The sequence below is a fragment of the Paenibacillus sp. 598K genome (assembly GCF_003851045.1).
GTDB lineage: Bacteria > Bacillota > Bacilli > Paenibacillales > Paenibacillaceae > Paenibacillus_D.
On the sequence record NZ_BFBX01000070.1, the window covers coordinates 334 to 21326 of the forward strand.

Consider the following 20993-nt stretch of genomic DNA (forward strand, 5'->3'; position numbering starts at 1 on the left):
CGGCTCGCCGAGGCGGAGGCCGCGCGCCAGCGGGCGGGGCAGAGCTACGCCGAGCAGCTGGCGCTGGCGGGCTTCGCCGCAGCCGCGGACTATCGCGAGGCGAAGCGGCCCGAGCAGGCCCGCGCCGATTGGCAGCGGGAGCTGGAGGGCTATGAGGCGGCGACGCGGGCGGTGGCGCAGCAGGTCGAGGAGATGTCGGTTGCGCTGGCAGGCCGGGAGCGGCATGACCTGGCGGCGCTGCAGGCGCAGCTGCGCGAGCGGGAGCAGCAGCTCGATGCGCTGCGCAGCGAGGAGAGCTTGACCCGCCAGCGGCTCGAGCGCGGCACTGCGCTGCAGGCCGAGATCGTCGAGGCGGATCGGCGCTGCGGCGCGGCCGAGCGGGAGCATCAGCTGGTGCGCGACCTCTATGATGTCGTGCGCGGGGACAATGAGCGCAAGCTGTCGTTTGAGCGCTATCTGCAGGTGGAGTTCCTGGAGCAGATCATCGCGCATGCCAATCAGCGGCTCTCTCGCATCTCGGGCGGCCAATACTACCTCGTCCGCAGCGATCGGCTGGAGAAGCGGGGCCGTCAGAGCGGGCTCGGCTTCGACGTCTACGACAACTACACCGGTCAGCTGAGGGACGTCAAGACGCTCTCGGGCGGCGAGAAGTTCAACGCCTCGCTCTGTCTGGCGCTCGGAATGGCCGACGTCATCCAATCCTACGAGGGCGGCATCTCGCTGGAGACGATGTTCATCGACGAGGGCTTCGGCTCGCTAGACGAGGAGTCGCTGACCAAGGCGATCGACACGCTGATCGAGCTGCAGCAGACCGGACGAATGATCGGCGTCATCTCGCATGTCCAGGAGCTGAAGCAGGCGATCCCGGCCATCCTCGAGGTGCAGAAGTCCAAGGAAGGCATTAGCTACACGCGCTTCAACGTCAGTTAGGCTGCGCTTCTAATTCCCTTCGCCAGGCATACATATGGGGAAGAGGAGCGTGAGCAAAGTGAATGAAAAGGTGATACGGTATTACCGACTGAAGCAACGCATTCGGCAGATGGAGGAGGAAGCGGCGGGACTGCGCAGCGAAATCCTCGCCTTCTGCGCTGCCGAGGGAGTCATGGAAATGGAAGCGGGCGGCTGTCGGGTGCGCGTCGTCCAGCAGGATCGCAAGGAGTATGACGATGAGCGGCTGTATAAGGCGTTGCCCGATGCCAAGGTGTGGCGCATGCTCTCCAAGGCCGACCCGGCCAAGGTCGCCAGTCTGGTGAAGCTGAACGTGCTGAAGGAAGAGGGGCTCGCGGACACGTACACCGTCAAGCGGATCTCGCTGCTACAGGTGGACAAGAAGTAAATTTGTCTTCTGATGTTTCGACGCACTATGGCTAAGAAGGGCATCCCACACGTCATCACAGATGACGGGGGGATGCCCTTCTTTCGCATACTCAGCTGCGACTGCGCGTGCCAGTAGTGCACCTTAGTTTCCACAATCATTTAATCCAATATTCTTGCATTAAACCAAGCGATCTTGTACAATCAGGTTCAATCAGACGATGTGTACAGGGGAGCGAGTAGATATGTTGAAGTTGGATCTGCGCGATCCGGATAGCCTGGTCGCGGTGGCGCATGCTCTGTCGACGCGGGCGCGCGTCGACATGCTCCAGCTGCTGGCCGAGCGGGGGCTGAATGTGGCGGAGATGGCAGAGGCGCTGCAACTGCCGATGTCGACGGTGGCGCATAACGTCAAGGTGCTGGAGGCGGCCGGCTTGATCCGTACGGAGCTGCTCCCTGCGACGCGCGGCGCGATGAAGATGTGCACCCGGAGCTGGGACGATATCCATATCGCGCTGCGGGCTGCGGATGCGCTCGCAGAGGGAGAGCCGTCCGTCTACGAGATCGAGATGCCGGTTGGTCACTATAGCGACTGCGAGGTGACGCCGACCTGCGGGATGGCGAGCGCCGAGGGGATGTTGGTGCAGGAGGATGAGCCATCGAGCTTTTACCATCCCAAGCATGTGGGCGCTCAGATGATCTGGCTGCGCAATGGCTTCCTGGAGTATCTGCTGCCGCTGGCGATCCCTGCCGATGCGCGGGTCCAGGCGCTGGAGCTGTCGATGGAGCTGTGCTCAGAGGCATCGGGCTACAACAACGACTGGCCCTCGGATATTACGCTCTGGATCAATGGCGCCGAGGTCGGCACTTGGACGAGTCCCGGCGATTACGGCGACCGGCGCGGCCGGCTCAATCCCGAATGGTGGAGGGATACGGCTACGCAATATGGCGAGCTGAAGCAGTGGCGTATCGATAGCCTTCAGACGACGCTCGACGGGGAAGCGCACTCGGAGGTGACGGTTGACGACCTTGGTCTGACGAATCGGCCCAGCGTACGACTGCGTATCGGGGTGAAGCCGGACGCGCAGCACCAGGGCGGTCTCAATCTGTTCGGTCGACGGTTCGGCGATCATGAACAGGAGATCTTGTTGCGGATATACTATACGACGGGCGAATAAGCCTTAAGATGCTTTTGATACATGATATTTGTATCTTAAGCATCTTTTTTTGTTTTTAATCCATGAATTCCGTATTATATGATTGACTTTTCGGAAGTGAACGCCTAGAATCAGGTCATAGAAACAAATAAATTGTACTAATTGACTGACGAAGACGTCTTTTGGTTTTCAGGCTTGGAAAGGTCAAAACGGTTTTTTATAAGTTTTATAGGTTTTTATAATTTGTGCAGAGGATTGGTGAAGCAGATGAGTTTGACCCATTATAGAGCGGAATACCCGCGTCCGCAGTTCGTGCGCGAGGTGTGGAGCGACTTGAATGGCGAGTGGGATTTTCGATTCGATGACGACAATGTCGGGGAAGCGGCCAACTGGCAGCGAGGATTTGAAACCGATGTCAAGATCGTCGTTCCCTTCGTCTACGAGACCAAGGCGAGCGGCATCGGGGAAGCGGCATTCCATCCGAATGTCTGGTACCAGCGTCGCGTTGCGGTGCCGGCAGAGGGTCAAGGCAAGCAGACGATCATTCATTTCCAGGCGGTCGATTATCTCGCCAAGGTATGGGTTAACGGGACGTTCGTCGGCAGTCATGCTGGCGGATATGCGGCATTTTCCTTTGATATTACGCCTTATCTGGCGGAGAGCGGCGACAATCTGATCGTCGTCAAGGTCGAGGATAGCAACGATTGCACGCAACCCCGGGGCAAGCAGCGGTGGCAGGACGAGAGCTTCGGCTGCTGGTATGTGCAGACGACCGGCATCTGGCAGAGCGTCTGGCTGGAGTACGTGGCGGAGCGGCATGTGCGGTCGGTCAAGATCACCCCGGACGTGGATGCCAATGCGGTGCGTTTCGACTATCGTATCAATGCCGGCACAGCGCCGCAGGATCTGCAATTGACGACACGGATCACACTGGAAGGTGCGCTCATCCGGGAGAGCGCCATTGCGGTCGATCGAGCCGAGCTGTCGGCCACCATCGATCTGATCAGCGATCAGACGACATGGCGCGTCCAGACGTGGAGCCCGCAGAGTCCCAAGCTGTACGAGGTCGCCTTTGAGTTGCGCAGCGGCGGTGTGCTTATCGACGAGGTGCATTCCTATTTTGGCCTGCGCAAGATCTCGATCCAGAAGGGCAAGGTATTACTCAATAACACCCCGATCTATCAACGTCTCATCCTCGACCAAGGGTACTGGCAGGATAGCCACCTGACCCCGCCGTCCGTGGATGCGCTGATCGAGGATATCGACGCCATCCTGGCGATGGGCTACAACGGCGTCCGCAAGCATCAGAAGATCGAGGATCCGCGCTTCCTGTACTGGTGCGACGTCAAGGGCGTGCTGGTCTGGTCGGAGATGGCGGCGGCGTACGAGTTCAACGATCGCGCGATGCGTCAGTTCACCGAGGAGTGGCTGGAGATCGTGGAGCAGCAGTACAATCACCCGAGCATCGTCACCTGGGTGCCGTTCAACGAATCGTGGGGCGTGGCCAACATCTTTGCGGACCGCAGACAGCAGCAATTCACCGAGGGCATCTACTACCTGACCAAAGCGATCGATCCGTATCGTCCGGTCATCGTCAACGACGGCTGGGAGCATACGATCTCCGACATCATCTCCTTGCACGATTACGAGGAGCGGGGCGAGACGTTCCTGAAGCGCTATGCGGACAAGGATGCGATCACTAGCAACGAAATCTCGCATATGAACTTCAAGTATGCGATGGCGCAAGGCTATGCTTACCGGGGGCAGCCGATCATCATCAGCGAGTTCGGCGGCATCGCCTTCAAGACGGAGGAGGGCTGGGGCTACGGCAATCAGGTCGACTCGGAGGAGGCATTCCTCGAGCGGTTCCGCTCGATCACCCAGGCGATCAAGGATACCGACTACATCTGCGGCTACTGCTATACCCAGGTGAGCGACGTGCAACAGGAGGTCAACGGCCTGCTCACCGAGGACCGTCAGCCCAAGGTGCCGCTGGAGAAGCTGAAGGCGATTAATTTGGGTTAGGATAAAACAAGAAAAATGAGCACGGGGCGGAGGTCCCGTGCTTTTTATTGATGGTTGACGAACGGGCATGCAACTTGTTTAAAACAGGTGCGTACGAGGGCAAGTGCTATCTCTTGGCAAAGCGTTATTGCCAGTGCTACTACTATATACTGCAGCGAGGATGTCATTGAGTTGCGAGATGGGACGGGAACCGTGGCACTGAACACATCCATTACCGACCTGTGGTGCAATCCACGAACGACAAAAGAAATGGTAAAAAACTTGTTATGCTACTCAAGAAGTACTAGAAAAAACAATTCAATTGCAATATATGTGCGCACGGTGGTATGATCCAGGTATTGGTAAGTTTATTAGTACGGATACATATGGAGGGGGAAAAATTAATCCTTTTATCTTAAATCATTATGCTTATATTCATAACAATCCAATGAAGATGGATTCAATAACACAGGAATCAGCAAAAAAAGGCTTAACAAGGCCAAGTTGGGTAATGAAACATTGTTCCCATACTACCGAAAATAATCTGAATAAATATCATTAGGGGAGGGGCCCTTTTGATGAAACAGTTTTTTTGTTAGGTCTTTTTGCTTATATGGGCTGCTAAACTTATGGAAAAGCAGGGACTCAGTCGCATTATATCGAATATTATCTAAATTGAAAAATCCAAGTTCAAAATTTGTATGCCATATTGGAAGATTCCCGATTCTTACTGGAAGGTGATAATATTGTATGACAAAAAGATAGTTTCTCCTCTAGAGTTAACATTGGATCCCAAGAATCCGAGATTTATAGTCCCAGACACTGGAGATAGCCAAGCAAATATTCGCAACTACCTTCTTGCTCAAGAGGGGGCTTTATCTTTAGCGCGAGGACTTGCTGAACATAAAGGTTTAATGCCGGGGGAGCGTATAGTAGTTTGTATTGAAGATGGCAAGTATATTGTACTTGAAGGAAACAGGAGAACCTGCGTATGTCAGCTATTCCTTAATCGTGATCTGCTAACTAAAGAATTTGAAAATGAATTTCCTGAAACCAGTGATGAATTAAGAATCAATATTCAACAAGTTGAAGTCGATGTCATCAAATCTCGTGAGGCAGCACGACGGTTTTTGGCTGTTAGACACATTGAACGCGCAAGAGAATGGAAGCCGATTGCAAAGATGCGATTTTGCTTTGAAGACTATATTGCAGGAAAGTCTGTCAGTCAAATAAGTGATCGCACGGGAATACCAGTTTCAAGCATTAACAAATTTATTCGTGCTTATAAAATCCTTAAGAGAGGATTAGATTCAAATTGGAGTAATACTGAGAAGGAAAAGCTCAATATACTTAACATCGAACCCTCAAAGTTGCTGCGTATTTTCCAGCTACAGGATACCAAAAAAACGCTTAAGCTATACTTTGATGATCAGTTTGTACTTCGATCAAATACTTTTAGCGATAATGACTTGGATGCGATTATTAAAATCTGGACGAAGAAAGCATTTATAGAAGATGCTATGAACACTCGGACAGAGTTTTTCACCTACAACAAAGATGGAGGTGAAGTGTTAGGAGCTTCTGTTTATGTAAAAAATATTCTTGGCAAGTATAGCGGGAACGTAGATACATCTGTCCCCCAACCTGCTGATAAACCTATTGAGAAATCTGTTAGTGAGCCTGCTGATAAACTTACTAGGGAATCTGTTAGTGAACCTGCTGATAAACCTACTGGTGAACCTGTTAGTGAACCTACTGGTGGACCAGCTAGTGGACCTGCTACTGAATCTACTGGTGGACCTACCAGTGTTGCTACTAGTCCTCCTGCTACTGGTATTAAAAATCCTTCACAAGTTAGTGCAGTTGGGGTTAATACGGTACAACCACCTAGTTCAACAAGTGGTGGAGGGCCAAAGAATTTGCCGTTTTTTAGCTCGTTAAACTGGAGTAATGTTGATCCAACTATAAGTGCTAATAAAGGTATTATCTCTGTGTGTAACGAACTAAAGAAGATATCTGATTCTTCGACCTTTATTAATAATTATCCAATATGTACAGCGTTTATTATTAGAGCCTTGATTGAACAGAGTTTTAAGTATCACGCTCGCACAAAAGGCTATTTCTCAGTGATTAGAGCGGCTTATAATGCTCCAGGAAAACCTGGCGGTGACCCTACATTAAGCTTTATAATTAAACAGTATGATGTTAACATTAGAGGTTGGATCCCAGAACAGGGTATTCGTAGATTGTTTCCTCTTGTATTTAACTTCAACTCACAGACTGAGAAGCTAAACATGGTCGTTCATTCACCAGAAAGCTATCAATTAGCTCCAGAAACTTTGAAGTCGATCCCTCAGGAGGGATTATTGGAGTTTGTTAACTATCTCCTTAGGTAATATTGAAAGGACTAATATTCATGCCAAGATCATTAACGCCATTAAGATACCCGGGTGGCAAAACAAAACTCTATAATACTGTTTTGGAGTTGATTGAGAAAAATGAAGCTCTAAATGGTACATATATTGAACCGTTTGCCGGTGGAGCAGGCATTGCAATTCGCTTGTTACTAGATGGTGTTGTATCTGATATAGTTTTAAATGATTTCGATTATGCAATATTTGCGATATGGAAAACCATTATTGAGCATACCGAGGAATTGTGCAATTTCATTGACTCAGTTCCTCTTACTTCTACAGAATGGTTGCGTCAACGAACAATCTATACGAACCAGAATGATTATTGTCTCCTTGAAGTTGGTAAGGCTGCCTTCTTTTTGAATAGAACTAATGTATCTGGGGTTCTTACTGGCGGTGTAATTGGAGGCTTATCCCAAGAGGGAGCTTATAAAATAGATGCTAGATTTAATAGAAAAAACTTGATTAAAATGATTAAAGCGATTGCTAAGTATAAAGAACATATCCACATATACAATTGGAATGCAGCTGATTTTGTTTTGCATATTATCCCTAATTATGACAATGTGTTTGTTTATTTTGATCCACCTTATGTGAAAAAAGGGCCGGGTTTGTATAGGAATTCTTTTTCAAAAGAGGATCATCGGGACTTGTCGGAAATTATCGCAACTTCCCATTTTAAATGGATTGTAACATATGATAAATGTGATCTAATTGAAGAGTTATACAGTGATTATGAAAGGAAAGTTTTAACGATAAATTATAGTGCCGGTCAAACTAAAAGTGGCAACGAAATTATGATTTTTGGCCACAATATCCTGTGTCAAGAATTTATTAAATCTCCATTGTGATTTTATCTTGTTTTACAAGATTTTCGGTGGGAATAAGCTGTTAAGCAATACTGTGGAGTAAAATTCTTTTCTATTAGGACCTAGCCTGTGCCTCTTGGTACGGGCTGTTCAGCAATGTTTTTGCAGCCTTCAAGTCAGGTGACTTTTACAATAATTCCCCCACAGGGCGGTCTACTGCTCAATCCTTCAATCCGGTTCTGTTACGGCCTTCTGTACTTGCAACACAGCGCTGCGCAATGATTTGCTTATTATTAAAAACTTTTCCCCAAGCTGCTCGGCTGCATGAGCCTTTACCGCCCACTAATTCAGGTTATTTTCAATGGCATGAAGCTCGCGGATCAACTTTGAGCATCGTAAACGGAAGGAGCGAGACACTCGGTCTTGCCCTTTTTAATATTTGTCAAAAGATTTTACGGGCGCTGTGCGGTCAATCATTGGAGTCATTCAAAGAAGCGCTGGATGGTGGCGTTCAAGAGCGTTTTTTGGCGCGGGGAGGATAAGGCGTTTTTTGATCCGTACGGCCAAGCAAATAATCGATGCTCGTTTGGTGAAAGTCAGCTAATGCAATTAAGAGCGCTGTTGGAATATCCAACTTCCCTCGTTCGTAATCGCTGTAGGTTCGCTGCTTGATGTTCAGATATTCGCACAGTTTCTCTTGGGATAAATCCCTGTCTTCGCGCATGTTCCGTATTCGTTCATAGACCACAGGCACTCACCTCAAGATGAGTATAGTTCAGTGAATCTATTAACGCCACAAACACCGCCCTTGCTCATCGACAAGGGCGGCGTATTCTTGTGGCGACAGCGTCCCGCGTACTGGGAGCTTCTAGCGGTCAATAGAGGTAATCGCAGCTGTCTAGCTCGCTGGCGTCAGGACGAGATCGTCGAAGTAGACTTGCCCGCTCTGCTGCTTGTAGGCGTGCATGACGATTCGCACCTGGGCAGAGGTCGGCGTGAAGAGGACCTGCCTGGATTGGGCAGTGGCGCTGCTGCTCCCTGCTTCATGAATGGCAGTCCCGTCATATACACGCAGGTAGCCATAGGTTGCTCCATCGGAGCTGCGCAGCTTGGCGGTCAGCTTGTAAGGAATGCCGGGCGTCACCGTGACCCATTGCTCGGCCTCGGCGGTAGCGGTTGCGGATGGCGATAATACCATCTCCCCACTCGCGATAGCAGCCGTCGCAGTACCCGTGGAGATGTCCGCCCAGCTTCCCGCTTGACTGAAGTCGCCGTTCACAATCAGATTCTGCGATCCAGTCCCTGGCCCCGTCCCTGGCCCAGTCCCCGGTCCAGTTCCCGGTCCCGTCCCTGGGTCCGTGCCTGTGGCGACGGGATATTCGGCATATTCGGCGAATCCGTAGTTGCCCGGGAACATGGTCTCATGCGCGACCTGGTCGCCAGCCTGGTTGAACGGCGTAATGCGTACCCAGTCGATCTCGATCTGCGTCGTATCGAAGTTGGCCTTGCCTGCCCAACTGCGCGGGAACCAGGCAGCGATCCAGAAGCGGCTGGCTAACGACGGTACATGGGTATAGGTCGTGTTGTGGAGCTGCCCATCGATATAGAATTCGACTCGCGGCTGCTCATTCGTATCGCCCGTATGCCAATCGAAGCGATACGTATGGTATTGGCCGTCATCCTGCGGCGAGCCCAGGTCCACATAGTTGGTCGTATACTCATCGTCGTTCTCGCCAGTCCAGGTGTTGAAGAGGGCGTGGCTCATGGAGAAGTTCTCATGAGGGGCTGCCGGCCGTCCGGGGAATTCGATATCGATCTCATGATTGATCGCATAGTAGCCGTCGCCGTCGCTACAGCCGACAGGCTTGCAGAGGAAGCCGGGATCGGCGGGATAGAGCTCCTGATAGTGGAACGTCCATAGCGCCGAGGAGACGCCGAGCTTCGGAGCGAGCTTCATCCGCACCTCATAGCTGCCAGAGCCATAATAATTCGTCGTGGCCACGGCGGCGCCGACGCGCTTGCCGTCTGTCCGCGGCGAGCCGTCCTTGTTGATCCCCATGACAGGACCGTTATATTTGTTGCCGTGCGCCTCCAGGATGAGCTTGCCGTCCTGCAGCTTGACGTTCTGCGGCACGACCCCGCCGTTATAGCTGGTCTGCTGCCCCAATTGCCCGCCCCAGTTCTTCTTGACGACCCGCCACTTGCCAGGATCAAGCGTGCTGCCGGAGAAGTCGTCGTAGAGCATCTTGCTCTGCGGCGTCGGGTCCAGATAGGACCAGCCGTCATGAGGGAACGACTCTGGATACCAGTCATCGCCCTCCTGCTCGAACGGTGTGATCCGCACCCAGTCGACTTCCAGCGTCTCGGTATCGAAGTTCGGAGTGCCCGCCCAATTGCGCGGGAACCAGGCTCCGATCCACAGCCGTCCTGCATTGGTCGGCACATGATTGTAATTGGTCTGAATCAGCACATCATCGATATAAAATTCGACTCGCTGCTGCTGCTGGGCGTCGCCCGTATGCCAGTCGAAGCGATACGTATGGAACAGGCCATCATCTACAGGGCTGCCCAATTCCGCGTAGCTGGTTGTGTATTCGTCGTCATTCTCCCCCACCCATGTGTTGAACAAGCCGCGCTCGAACGTAAAGTTGGTGTGAGCAGGACCCGGCCTGCCGGGGAACTCCATATCGATCTCGTGGTTCACGGCGTAGTAATCCTCCCCGCCAACCGGCTTCTCCTGATACATCCGGTCGCCCGGATAATACTCTCCATAATGGAACGTCCAGATCGCTGACGCGACGCCGAGCTGCGGAATAACCTTCATACGGACCTCATAGCTGCCCGAGGCGAAATATTCCTTCGTTGCGATCGCGCCGCCCACCCGCTTCCCGTCCGCACGCTGCGAGTAGTCGCGGTTAATACCGCGCACGGGACCGGTGTATTGATCCCCGTAGGCGGCGATTTTCAGCTTGCCGTTATCGACGGTTACATTTTGCGGCAGCACGCCGCCATTCGCATCCGCGCCGCCCCATTGTTTATAGGCGACGAGCCATTTGTCGCTATCCAGCTCATCGCTGCTAAAGTCATCGTAGAACACCTCGGCTTGCAGCGCATTGGCGGTTGTGGCGGTGCTGAAGAGGAATGCGGGCAACAGCAGGGAGACGAGTAAGGCTGCGATAAGGGATAGCGGCCAAGCGCGTGAGAGACGATTCGTGTCCAAAGGGCTTCTCATTGTACAATCGACCTCCAATCGATGTGGGAACTACGCTACCTGATCAGGGCGCTTCCATCGTAAACGCTTACGCTAAGGGCGGTCAACGGTTATTCGGGCCATATACAGAAATGCTACAGATTCATAAATATAGCGCGCGGACGATGAACAGAAATGAGACAGATCCACAGATTTGCGCCTTTACCCTCCTCGGGAATCGCTCCTATACTTTAGGCAAGCTGGCGGGATGGCAGCTATACAGGCAGGATGATCGTAGAGAGGGGAGGCGCCGTAGGGATGAACGCAGCAAGTGTGGGGGTCAAGGAGCGCGGCGGGCGCAAGCCGGGCAAGCGGCCTGAGACGAGTAAGGTGCCGAGGAAGCAGAAGCTGCAGAGGGTAGGCAGAGAGCTATGGCGTTATCGTTACTTATATGTATTGGCCGTGCCGATGATTTTGTTTTATCTCGTATTTGTGTATACCCCCATGTATGGTTTGGTGATCGCTTTCAAGGATTATTCGGCGTCCAGGGGGATCTGGGCGAGCGAGTGGGTGGGGCTCCAGCATTTTCAGGATCTGTTCGGCAATATTTTCTTCGAGCGCGCCCTGATCAATACGTTGTTGATCAGCTTGGGTAAGATCGTATTCGGTTTTCCCGTGCCGGTTATGATCGCCTTGCTGCTGAACGAGCTGAAGCTGCGCTGGTTCAAGGGCTTGTTTCAGAACATTATGTTCATCCCTTATTTTCTGTCCTGGGTCGTCTTCGCCGGGATTCTCGGCAATCTGCTCAATACGTCAGGGTTGATCAACGGCATCCTGCAGTCGTTCGGCCAGGAGCCTGTCGCCTTCTTGGCCGACAACGGCTGGTTTCTGCTGGTGGTCTTCCTCTCCGATGTGATTCGCGGCGCGGGCTGGGAATGCGTCATCTACCTGGCGGCGTTGACGGCGATTGATCCCCAGCTATACGAGGCGGCGGAGGTGGACGGGGCGAGCCGTTGGAAGCAGATGCTGTACGTGACGTTGCCCGGGATCATGAACACCATTGTGGTTCTGCTCATATTGCGGGTCGGGTATCTGATGTTCGCAGGGTTCGAGCAGATCTATGCGCTCTATTCGCCCATTGTCTACCCGGTCGCCGACATTCTGGATACGTTCGTCTATCGCACGGGCATTCAGCGCGCGAACTACAGCCTGGCCGCTGCGGCTGGCTTATTCCAGGGATTGATCGGGCTGGTGTTGTTGTTCACTGTCAATAAAATCGCCAAGCGCTTAGGCGCGAGCGGCCTGTTTTGAAAGGGGGGATGGTCATGAAGCATAGAAGTCCCTGGCATGTGCAGGCGCTCATACTGGCGGCTCTGTCGTTGCTGGTTATCCTGCTGCTGTTTCCGTTCTATTACATCCTGATTCTGTCGGTTATGCCGAACAGCGCTTACGCTACGCAAGCCTATCATCTGTTCCCCAAAGGGTTCACGCTGGATTATTATAAGCTGCTGTTCCAGGACTTGAAAATGCTGCGCGCCTTTCAAATCTCCGTGTTCGTCACCGTGGTGGGTACGATTCTGAATGTATTCGTCTCGGCTGCCGGGGCGTATGTGCTGACCAAGAGCCAGCTCGTCCTGCATCGGCTGCTCAATATGATGGTCATTATTCCGCTCTTGTTCGGCGGGGGATTGATCCCGCTCTACCTGGTCATTCGCGCGCTGGGGCTGACGGGCAGCGTCTGGGCGCTCATCATCCCGTTTCTGTGCACGTCCTTCTACGTGCTATTAATGAAGAATTTCTACCTGACCTTACCTGTCGAGCTAGAGGAAGCCGCCCATATGGATGGCGCGCGCGAGCTGGCGGTATTCTGGAAAATCATTACGCCGCTGTCCAAGCCGATTTTGGCGGTCATGACGTTATTTTATGGCGTGTTTCATTGGAATGAGTTTTTCTGGTCGGGCATTCTCGTCGGACAGGATAAATATCCGATGATGGTCGTGCTGCGGACGCTGATCCGGCGCACGGATACCGAGATGGCGATTCAATTGCCAGGACTGGTCCCGGTCTCGCTTACATCAGCGATCATTGTAGCCATGGTCATACCGGTCGTGTTGATCTCGCCGTTTATCCAGAAATTTTTTGTCAAAGGCATGGTTCTGGGCGCGGTTAAATCATAATGCAACTTATAAGGGGAGGCGTCAGGATGAGAAGAGGAAGCAGAGGAATCGCGATGCTGTTGCTCGCTGTTATGCTGGTATTGTCGGCATGCGCGGGCTCGAACAAGGGCCCGGAGGGCAATGCCGGCGGGAGCAAGGAGCAGGCAGGCGAGAAGCAGACAGACGCGACGCAGACCGAGCAGAAGCCGGATGAGATCACGATTTTCAGCTATGATCGCACGGACCTCGCCAATGATCGCGTCTTGCAGGAGATCGAGCGTAAGACCCATACCAAGATTACCATCAAGTCTGGTCCATGGGACCCGGAGCAACTGAATATTATGATGGTGTCTGGCGATTACCCGGATATTATCACCATTGTCGATAATGACGAGTTCGATCGGATGGCGCAATGGCAACGGGAAGGGGTGCTGGTGCCGTTCGACAGCAAGCTGCTCGAGGGCAACCCCAGCTTGCAGGCCTTGCTCGGCGAACCGACATTTGAGGACTTGAAGATCGATGGCGAGCATTACGGCATTCCGATGCGCGACGAGCCGCCGCTCGGATCGGCCGGGCAATTCGTCTTCCAGATTCGTCAGGACTGGCTAAACGCGATGGGTCTGCCGATGCCGGTGACGACGGACGATTTTTTCAACACCTTGATGAAGTTCAAGACGGAGGACCCGGACAAGAATGGGAAGGCGGACACCTATGGGCTCATTACGAACGGGGTGGACCGGCTGGTGGAATATAGCGTAGGCTTCTGGGGTCTCCCGCATGACGAGCGGAGCACAGGCTTCCTGCAGGTGGGCGATAACTACGAATATTGGGCGATTCAGCCGGAAGCCAAGGAAGCGATCAAATGGGTAAAGCAATTACATGATAACGGCTTGATCCACCCGGATACGCTTACGCAACGCGTCATTACGCAGACGCGCCCGATCTTCGCAGAAGGTCGGATCGGCGTGACGGTCGAAAATATGAACTGGGATCAGTTGGTCAACCGCAACCGCGATCTGCAAGTGAATGCGCCTGACGGGAAGGTCGTGCATATGCCTGCTCTGAAAGGACATGACGGCGCATATGGTTATTCCAAGGGGAACGGCCACTGGGCATACACGGTCATTACGAAGAAGGCCAAAAATCCGCGGGCGGCGGCCAGGCTGCTGGACTTCCTGATCTCCGAGGAGGGAACGCGGCTCAGTCTGGTAGGTATTGAGGGGGTCCATTATACGATGGACGGCGATAAGCTGGCGTGGAATGAAGAGGAAAAGGCGAAGGACCCCGGCTTCAATCCGAATACGTCCGGCGTCTTCCATGAATTGAACTGGGGCATTGTCCGCTGGTCGCCGATGATCAACGAATTCTACATCATGGCCTCGGAAATTACGAATCCGGAATACGGGGCGATCGTGCATGACAATCTCGCACGCGTCAATGCGCATCTGCTCGACCCCGCTGCCTATAATGTGTCCACCTCGGAATGGTCCAACTTTATGGGCACAGGCAAAACGCTGCAAAGCGAATACTTCACGCGGATGGTCGTCGGCGAACTGGAGATCGAGGCCGGATTCGCGGAGTTCGTACAGGCGTGGAAGTCGGCTGGCGGCGAAGAAGCGATGCAGACGATGAGCGACGCCATCAAGGCGGCGCAGTAGCGGGGGGATAACCCGCTCGGGATAGCGGTCTTGGACGATGAAAAAGATAGCTATGAGGCACAAGATTTGGTAAGGTGAAATTGACAAACAGTGCCATTCCGATCAGGCGAGGGGGCGGGGAGATATGGTTCATATTGCACATCGACAGGGGGAGCCGGCGACGAGTCGGTGCCCGCGCCTCGCCGCTGTTTTGACAGCGGTCTTGCTGGTCGCGCTATCGCTGCCCGGCTGCTTGACTGGCGACGGCCACTCGGGCTCCGGCGATGCAGCGGGAGCAGGAGAGGGAGACGGGGTCGCCCGTGGTTCGGCGTCGGATGAGATTACGATCTTCAGCTTTGATCGCCGCAATTACGAGCAATCGGACAGGGTGCTGCAGGAGATCGAGCGCCAGACGGACACGAAGCTGAATCTGCTGACCGGAGTATGGGACGACACGCAGCTCGACATTATGGTGGCGACAGGGGAATACCCGGATGTCATTACGATCGTGGACAGCGAGAAGAGCGGACGCTTCAACAAGTGGGCAAAGGAAGGGACGATTATTCCGTTTTCGGCTGAGCTGATCGCGGAATTTCCTCATTTGCAGGCGCTTTTTGCCGAGCCGCAATACCAGAAGCTGAAGCTGAACGGCCAATTCTACGGGTTGCCGCTCAAGGACGAGTTCCCGGTGGGCAGCGCCGGGCAGCATGTGCTGGTGATGCGCCAGGATTGGCTGGATGCGCTCCGTTTGCCAGCGCCGCAGACGCTGGAGGAGCTGCGCGATACGCTGCGGGCCTTCAAGCATGGCGATCCGGACGGCAACGGGCTCGACGATACATATGGCTTGATCGATGCCGGCTTGCCGACCCTGGTCAAAAATCTGATGGGCGCCTGGGGCATCCCGGTCGATGTGCGGAGCAGCGGGTTTCTGCAAGTCGGCAGCGGGTATGAGTATTGGGCAATTCAGCCCGAAGTGAAGGAGGCGCTTGCATATGTAAAAAGCTTGTACGAGGAGAAGCTGATCGTGCCGGATACGCTGTCCATGAACAGCAATATTCAGGTACGCTCCAAATTCGTCGAGGGACGGACGGGCGCGCTGTTCGATAACATGAATATCGAGGAGCTGATCAAGAAGGAGGAGCAACTGCGGCGGCATATTCCCGCGGCAGAGCTCGTCGAGCTGTCGGCGCTCCAGGGTCCGCGCGGCGAGCGCGGCTATAGCGTGGGCTCCGGTTATTGGGGCTACACCGTCATTACGGACAAGGCGCGCAATCCCCGAGCCGTTGCGAGGTTGTTCGATTTTTTGCTATCGGAGGAGGGCAGGCGGCTGACGTTGTTCGGCGTTCCCGGCCTTCATTATAGCGAGGCGGGCGGCGAGCAGGAGGCGGGTGGGCAGGAGGTAGGTGGGCTGCCTAAGAAGACAACCAGTCAAGCGGACGCCGGTGATCCTTCCGGCAGGCGCTATCAGCTTCATCAGGAGGAGCGGGCCAAGGAGATTGGCTTCGACCCGAATAATCCGGGCGGCTTCCATGAGCTGAGCTGGGGCCTCGTCAGTTGGACGCAGATGGATAGCCCGACTTATCTGGAATTTCGCACGCTCACCTATCCCGGCTTCCCCGACAAATATAAGACCAATATGGAGCGGGTCAACCGTTATCTGATCGAGCCGGCGGCCTATGGACTGGCGACGCCCAAATGGGTGTCTTTTAAGGCCAACTCCGACGAGCTATATACGGAATATTTCAATCAGATCATAATGGGCAGGCTGGATCTGGAGGAAGGCTTCGCGACCTTTGTGGAGAAGTGGCTCTGGTCCGGCGGGGCGGAAGCGATGCAGGAAATGAGCGCAGCGATCGCGAGAGAGGAACATCGCCCTTGAACAACTGGAGGAAGTGGATTCGGACACGCGTCATTCGCAGTCGCTTGCCGCTTTATTTTGCCTGCCTCGTCCTGCTCGTGATTGCCCTGCTGATCGTACCGCTGTACGCTATGTACACGAGCAAGCTGAAGGCGCAGATCGCAACCATTAACGGGGCCCAGCTATCGCAGATCCAGGCGAGCCTGGATCGTATACTGCAAGGCATTGACCGTTCGACCATCAAGCTGTCCGAGGATACCCATGTGAAGCGATTCGTATTTCTGGAGCGCAATTCCTTGTTCGAAAATGAGGAGGACTACCAGCTCTCGCTAAGACGGCTATACGACGTGCTCCGCAATGAAGAGAAGTTCTATGAAAATATGGTGACCGTCTATCTGTATATACCGGAGACGGGGCAAGTGATTACCGGGCAGCAGGCGCAGCCGCTCGAGCAGTTTAAGGATCGCGACTTTGTCGCGCAGTTGGCCGACCCGGGGCAGCCGACCTTTCGCTGGCTGGGCAGGCGAACGGCGGATGTCTTCAACATCCAGGGCGATACGGCGCAGCATGAGGTCATTTCGTTCTATCGGACGTTCTCCAATGACGGGGAAGCGCCGGAGTCGATGATGGTCATGAATGTTCGCCTCGAGCTGCTGCACAAGTTTCTGCGCGAATTCAGGAGCGAATACCCGCTAGCCCTGCTCATCACGGACGCGAACCACGATGTCATCTATGCCCAGGCCAAGGACATGACGCTTGCCGATCCGCAGGTCGCTCGTCTGCTGGCGGGTGCCGACGACGATTATCTCGTATCCGAGGCCTCTTCGCGTTACAGCCATTGGACCTATGCGGTTGCCATCGACAAAGCGTGGATCTTGCGACCTGTACGGATGATCGGGCAGATCACCTTCGGCGTGGCTGCGGCCGTGCTGTTGTGCGGGCTGGCTGTCTCATTGTACTTCTCGCGCCGTTATGTCAGGCCGCTGGAGCAGACGCTCGGTCAATGGGCTGGCAAGGCCAGTATGGCGCGCGAAGCCGTGGCAGCGGAGCTCGCTGGCGAGCTCGCGGCTCCCGGTGTCGATCTGCTGCATGCCGAAGTGAAGCGACTCGTCACGTCTGCGACGATGTACGGGCAGGTTGTCGAGCAGAATCGCCCGGTTATCAAGGACCGCATGCTGCTCGACCTGCTGCGGAACAATCGCTGGGCCAGCTCCCGGCTTATCCCGCTCGGGATCGAGCCGGGCGGCGGCTATTACCAGGTATGCGTGGCTCTGCTGGATGATGGTCAGGAGTTGGGCGAGCATCTTCTGTATGCGGCATTAAATATCGGGCAGGAATCGCTCGCCAAGCTCGGCTGCCTCGTCCAGGCCGTACCGATCAGCGAGCATAGCTTCGCCTTGATCTGCGGCGGCGGGGAGACGGGCGTTGGCGAGGCGTTGCTGGTGACGCGGGCGCGGCTACAGGAGGAGCTGCTTGCCTTGCAGAGCAACCTGAAGACTTTCCTGAAGATGAGCTGGACCATCGGAGCGGGCGGGGCTTACGAGAGCGATACGTTGGTGTCCCGATCCTACCGGGAGGCGGCGATTGCCGTTCACCATCGTGTCTATCGGGGCAAGGGGGCGATTATTCATTTTGAGGATCTGCCCGGCTCGGCCGCCGTGCCGACAGAGGACGAGTGGTTAAAATATAAGGCGTCGATCATCGCCAGTGTGCGGACAGGCAACAAGGAGCAGTTGGGAGAGGCGGTAGAGCAACTGGCGGAATGGCTGGAGCAGCATTCCAGCGGAAGAATCAACCATATGAACTACATCTTTTATTCGATCCTGATCAGTGTGGAACAGATTATCTATGAGCTGAACCTGAATCGACGGCATGTGTTCGCCGATGGGCAATCCATATTCGCCTTGGTCGATACGTGCACCACCTTGGTAGAGATTCGTCACGTATTGCTGGCCACCTGCGGCAAGATGATCGATTATCTCGCGAACCGTCCGTTTGCGGGCAAGGCTTCGATGATTAGCGCCGTAGCGGAATATATCCAGTCCTCTTATACGGAGGAGCATCTGAGTCTGGAGAGCGTCGCTCAGCGATTCCATATGAATCCCTCCTACCTCGGGCAGCTCATGAAACGCGAGCTGGGCAAAACCTTCCTGCAATACGTCACGGAGGCACGAATCGAGCGGGCGAAGCAGCTACTCGCACAGAACGTGCGCACGATCCAGGACATCTCGGGAGAGGTTGGTTATTCGAATCGCTCCACCTTCATCCGCGTATTCAAGAACGCTGTGGGAATGACGCCCTCCGAGTACCGCAACCGCCCTCCTGCGGCGCATGATGTGGAGTCGGCTGGGCGGCGGTGAGTGAGTCATGGTGACGGACATGATAGAACGATGCAAGATAAACAAAACCCTCGCTATTCGGCGAGGGTTATTGTTTTAATAAGATTATAAACATCTTGCAATGCCTTGATGTCGTCTGGCGTTACCTGAAGATCGTCAATAGTACTGGCGTAAGCATGAATGTGTGGCAGGGTGATAAGCTCGGCGACCTTTCTCAAAGTATTGGCCTTATCGGTGTCTGAGGTAACCTCTGCAAGCCGGTCGTATAGTCCGGGTCTAAAAAAATTCAATACAGAATGGTAGGACCATTCCTGAGGAGCAAACTGCTTGTAATTTTCATAAGCACCGACAAGCCCATTGAGTCGACCATACGCCAGGGAAAGCTGTTTATTAACGTCATCTTCGGTCGTTATCTTTAAAAGAAATGCCGACCATTCGGAATCGGATGGAAGCTCGCCGCGAATCAACGTATAGGATCTCAGTTCCCCGTTTTCGTCGTAATTGGGTATTTTTTCAGTTAACCGCTGCAGACCAGCCGCCTTAGCTCTATCTTGAGTGGTGTCCTTGGCAGTGTACTTAGTAGTGTCCTGAGCGATGTCTTTAGTCGTGTCGGATGTTGGTATCGGATGGACCGCTACTCCTTCGGAAGTCGTTGATCTATTCGCGCACCCCATCACTCCAATCCCTACAATAACTAGGACTGCAGCAATTCCCACTAAAAACCTCACTTTCACAACATCACCCCTTAGGGTCAAAAGATATTCCAATAATTGTAACACGAACGTTCTGGAATCGTAAATGAGTTTCTGGTCCTTTTTGTTTCGCGCCAAGCGCTTGTTGTCCGAGTAGGGCTTGAAGGGGAAGGGGGAGTGGGAACATTGAAGATGTGCAAAGGAATGAAATAAAATATACGGATGACGGGAATATCAACACCACAGCCATTCCATTCAATAAAGTCTACAGCTACGACGCCCGGCATAACCGAACGACCTTGGCGACGGATATCCCGAGCATGCTGGACATCAACGAGTCTGAGTATGTGTATGATTCGCAGAACCGCTTGATCACGGCTTGGTATAATGGCAATGAAGTCGCTTATCACTACAACGACGATGGACTGTTGTATGAACGGATCGAAAATGGGGTGAAGAGCTACGAGATGTCGCGGGCGACGTAGCGCTGAACACCTTCAGCTACGACTTGTGGGGCAATCCGCGAACGACGCGAGAAACGGTAGAAAACCCGTTCTTGAACTACTATACTTATGTTTATAACACCCCTTTAATCTACGTCGACCCGAGCGGGAACGTGTGGAAATGGGTAAATGATACCTGGGTCATGGTCAAGAAGGGAGCGAAGGCTACAGCCGACTTCCTGATCATGGACGATTTGCGCACGCTTGTTGATCCTAAGTCCTCCAACTTCGATAAGGCTATGGCCGCATCGGGCTTCTTGCCTGTAGGCAAATTCGTCAAGGGTGGCAAGCTAATCGTAAAATGGGCGAACAAAGAGGGCAAGGTCGTCAACAAGACGCTCAAAGCGTGCAATTGCTTCACCGCAGGTACTAAAGTGCTTACGGACGAAGGGGAGAAACCGATTGAGGAAATCGAGATCGGGGATAAGGTTCTCGCTAAGTCTGACGAAACCGGGGAAGTGGCATATAGAGAGGTTGTCGGGCTGTTCCAGAAACAGGATGACGAAATCTACAAGGTTTACATTGGCAATGAAGTTATTGAAGCAACGGCAGAGCATCCGTTCTGGTTGGATGGTAAGGGATGGACATTTGTTAAAGACCTTAAGGTTGTCGACTTGCTTGTTTCAAGTGACGGTACTAAACTGGCAATAGACAAGATTGAAAAAGAGCCACGAGAAGCAACTGTTTACAACTTTGAGGTTGCTGATTTCCATTCGTATTTTGTGTCCAATCTTGGGATTTGGGTTCATAACTGTGCATTGCAAAATGTATATAAATCAATTAAAGATGCACCTCTATACCCAAAAGGATTCTCAGCTGCTAAAACGGAACTGTTAAAAATAAAGTGAACAATGGACCATTACTGGAGGAATTACGAGCAATTGAATCTGGAACATGATTTACAAGCATGGTGTGGATGC

Annotated in this window: 16 protein-coding genes and 1 pseudogene; 14 read left to right on the forward strand and 3 right to left on the reverse strand. The window is 53.3% G+C overall.

Annotated elements, in window-relative coordinates; genetic code table 11:
• From PA598K_RS19755 to PA598K_RS19785, 7 genes and pseudogenes are all read left to right on the forward strand, one after another.
• A partial coding sequence (locus PA598K_RS19755; protein WP_305780150.1) for an SbcC/MukB-like Walker B domain-containing protein occupies window positions 1–930 on the forward strand: 930 nt, incomplete at its 5' end.
• Window positions 931–988: 58 nt separating this feature from the next.
• Window positions 989–1336, forward strand: a complete 348-nt coding sequence (locus PA598K_RS19760) for a hypothetical protein (RefSeq protein WP_185602112.1) — start codon at window positions 989–991, stop codon at window positions 1334–1336.
• 223 nt (window positions 1337–1559) lie between these two features.
• On the forward strand, window positions 1560–2492 hold the full coding sequence (locus tag PA598K_RS19765; RefSeq protein WP_128658618.1) for an ArsR/SmtB family transcription factor: 933 nt from the start codon (window positions 1560–1562) through the stop codon (window positions 2490–2492).
• Between the two features lie 246 nt (window positions 2493–2738).
• Window positions 2739–4496 (forward strand): glycoside hydrolase family 2 protein, encoded by a 1758-nt coding sequence (locus tag PA598K_RS19770; protein WP_128658619.1) that lies wholly within the window; start codon window positions 2739–2741, stop codon window positions 4494–4496.
• Between the two features lie 277 nt (window positions 4497–4773).
• Window positions 4774–5037: pseudogene (locus PA598K_RS39040) on the forward strand (RHS repeat-associated core domain-containing protein); the annotation flags it as partial.
• Between the two features lie 184 nt (window positions 5038–5221).
• Window positions 5222–6871, forward strand: coding sequence for a PT domain-containing protein (locus tag PA598K_RS19780; RefSeq protein WP_128658621.1), 1650 nt, complete (start codon window positions 5222–5224; stop codon window positions 6869–6871).
• A gap of 20 nt (window positions 6872–6891) precedes the next feature.
• Window positions 6892–7740 carry a DNA adenine methylase gene (locus PA598K_RS19785; RefSeq protein ID WP_128658622.1) on the forward strand — a complete coding sequence of 283 codons (849 nt, stop codon included), beginning with the start codon at window positions 6892–6894 and terminating at the stop codon, window positions 7738–7740.
• Between the two features lie 469 nt (window positions 7741–8209).
• Here PA598K_RS19785 and PA598K_RS19790 read toward each other — a convergent pair whose 3' ends face one another.
• Together PA598K_RS19790 and PA598K_RS19795 are read right to left on the reverse strand one after the other, a co-directional pair.
• On the reverse strand, window positions 8210–8446 hold the full coding sequence (locus PA598K_RS19790; protein ID WP_260405506.1) for a helix-turn-helix domain-containing protein: 237 nt from the start codon (window positions 8444–8446) through the stop codon (window positions 8210–8212).
• A 150-nt stretch (window positions 8447–8596) separates the two neighbouring features.
• Window positions 8597–10930 carry a glycoside hydrolase family 16 protein gene (locus tag PA598K_RS19795; RefSeq protein WP_128658623.1) on the reverse strand — a complete coding sequence of 778 codons (2334 nt, stop codon included), beginning with the start codon at window positions 10928–10930 and terminating at the stop codon, window positions 8597–8599.
• Between the two features lie 276 nt (window positions 10931–11206).
• Between PA598K_RS19795 and PA598K_RS19800 the strand changes: the two genes are divergently transcribed.
• The 5 genes from PA598K_RS19800 to PA598K_RS19820 all read left to right on the forward strand — a co-directional run bounded on the left by PA598K_RS19800 (window position 11207) and on the right by PA598K_RS19820 (window position 18899).
• Window positions 11207–12199 carry an ABC transporter permease gene (locus tag PA598K_RS19800; protein ID WP_185602113.1) on the forward strand — a complete coding sequence of 331 codons (993 nt, stop codon included), beginning with the start codon at window positions 11207–11209 and terminating at the stop codon, window positions 12197–12199.
• Window positions 12200–12213: 14 nt separating this feature from the next.
• Entirely contained in the window at window positions 12214–13065 is an 852-nt protein-coding gene (locus PA598K_RS19805; protein WP_185602114.1) for a carbohydrate ABC transporter permease, read from the forward strand.
• A gap of 26 nt (window positions 13066–13091) precedes the next feature.
• Window positions 13092–14702: an extracellular solute-binding protein gene (locus PA598K_RS19810; protein WP_185602115.1), complete on the forward strand. Its 1611-nt coding sequence runs from the start codon at window positions 13092–13094 to the stop codon at window positions 14700–14702.
• Window positions 14703–14826: 124 nt separating this feature from the next.
• Complete coding sequence (locus PA598K_RS19815; protein WP_128658627.1) at window positions 14827–16560, forward strand: extracellular solute-binding protein; 1734 nt, start codon at window positions 14827–14829, stop codon at window positions 16558–16560.
• A complete protein-coding gene (locus PA598K_RS19820; protein WP_128658628.1) occupies window positions 16557–18899 on the forward strand; it encodes a helix-turn-helix domain-containing protein in 2343 nt (780 codons plus the stop codon). The genes PA598K_RS19815 and PA598K_RS19820 overlap by 4 nt, the downstream gene beginning before the upstream one ends.
• 53 nt (window positions 18900–18952) lie before the next feature.
• Here PA598K_RS19820 and PA598K_RS19825 read toward each other — a convergent pair whose 3' ends face one another.
• Entirely contained in the window at window positions 18953–19612 is a 660-nt protein-coding gene (locus PA598K_RS19825) for a hypothetical protein (RefSeq protein WP_128658629.1), read from the reverse strand.
• 152 nt (window positions 19613–19764) lie between these two features.
• Between PA598K_RS19825 and PA598K_RS19830 the strand changes: the two genes are divergently transcribed.
• Window positions 19765–20055, forward strand: coding sequence for a hypothetical protein (locus PA598K_RS19830; protein ID WP_128658630.1), 291 nt, complete (start codon window positions 19765–19767; stop codon window positions 20053–20055).
• Window positions 20056–20126: 71 nt separating this feature from the next.
• Entirely contained in the window at window positions 20127–20921 is a 795-nt protein-coding gene (locus PA598K_RS38095) for an HINT domain-containing protein (RefSeq protein ID WP_260405507.1), read from the forward strand.
• The last annotated feature ends 72 nt before the right edge of the window (window positions 20922–20993 follow it).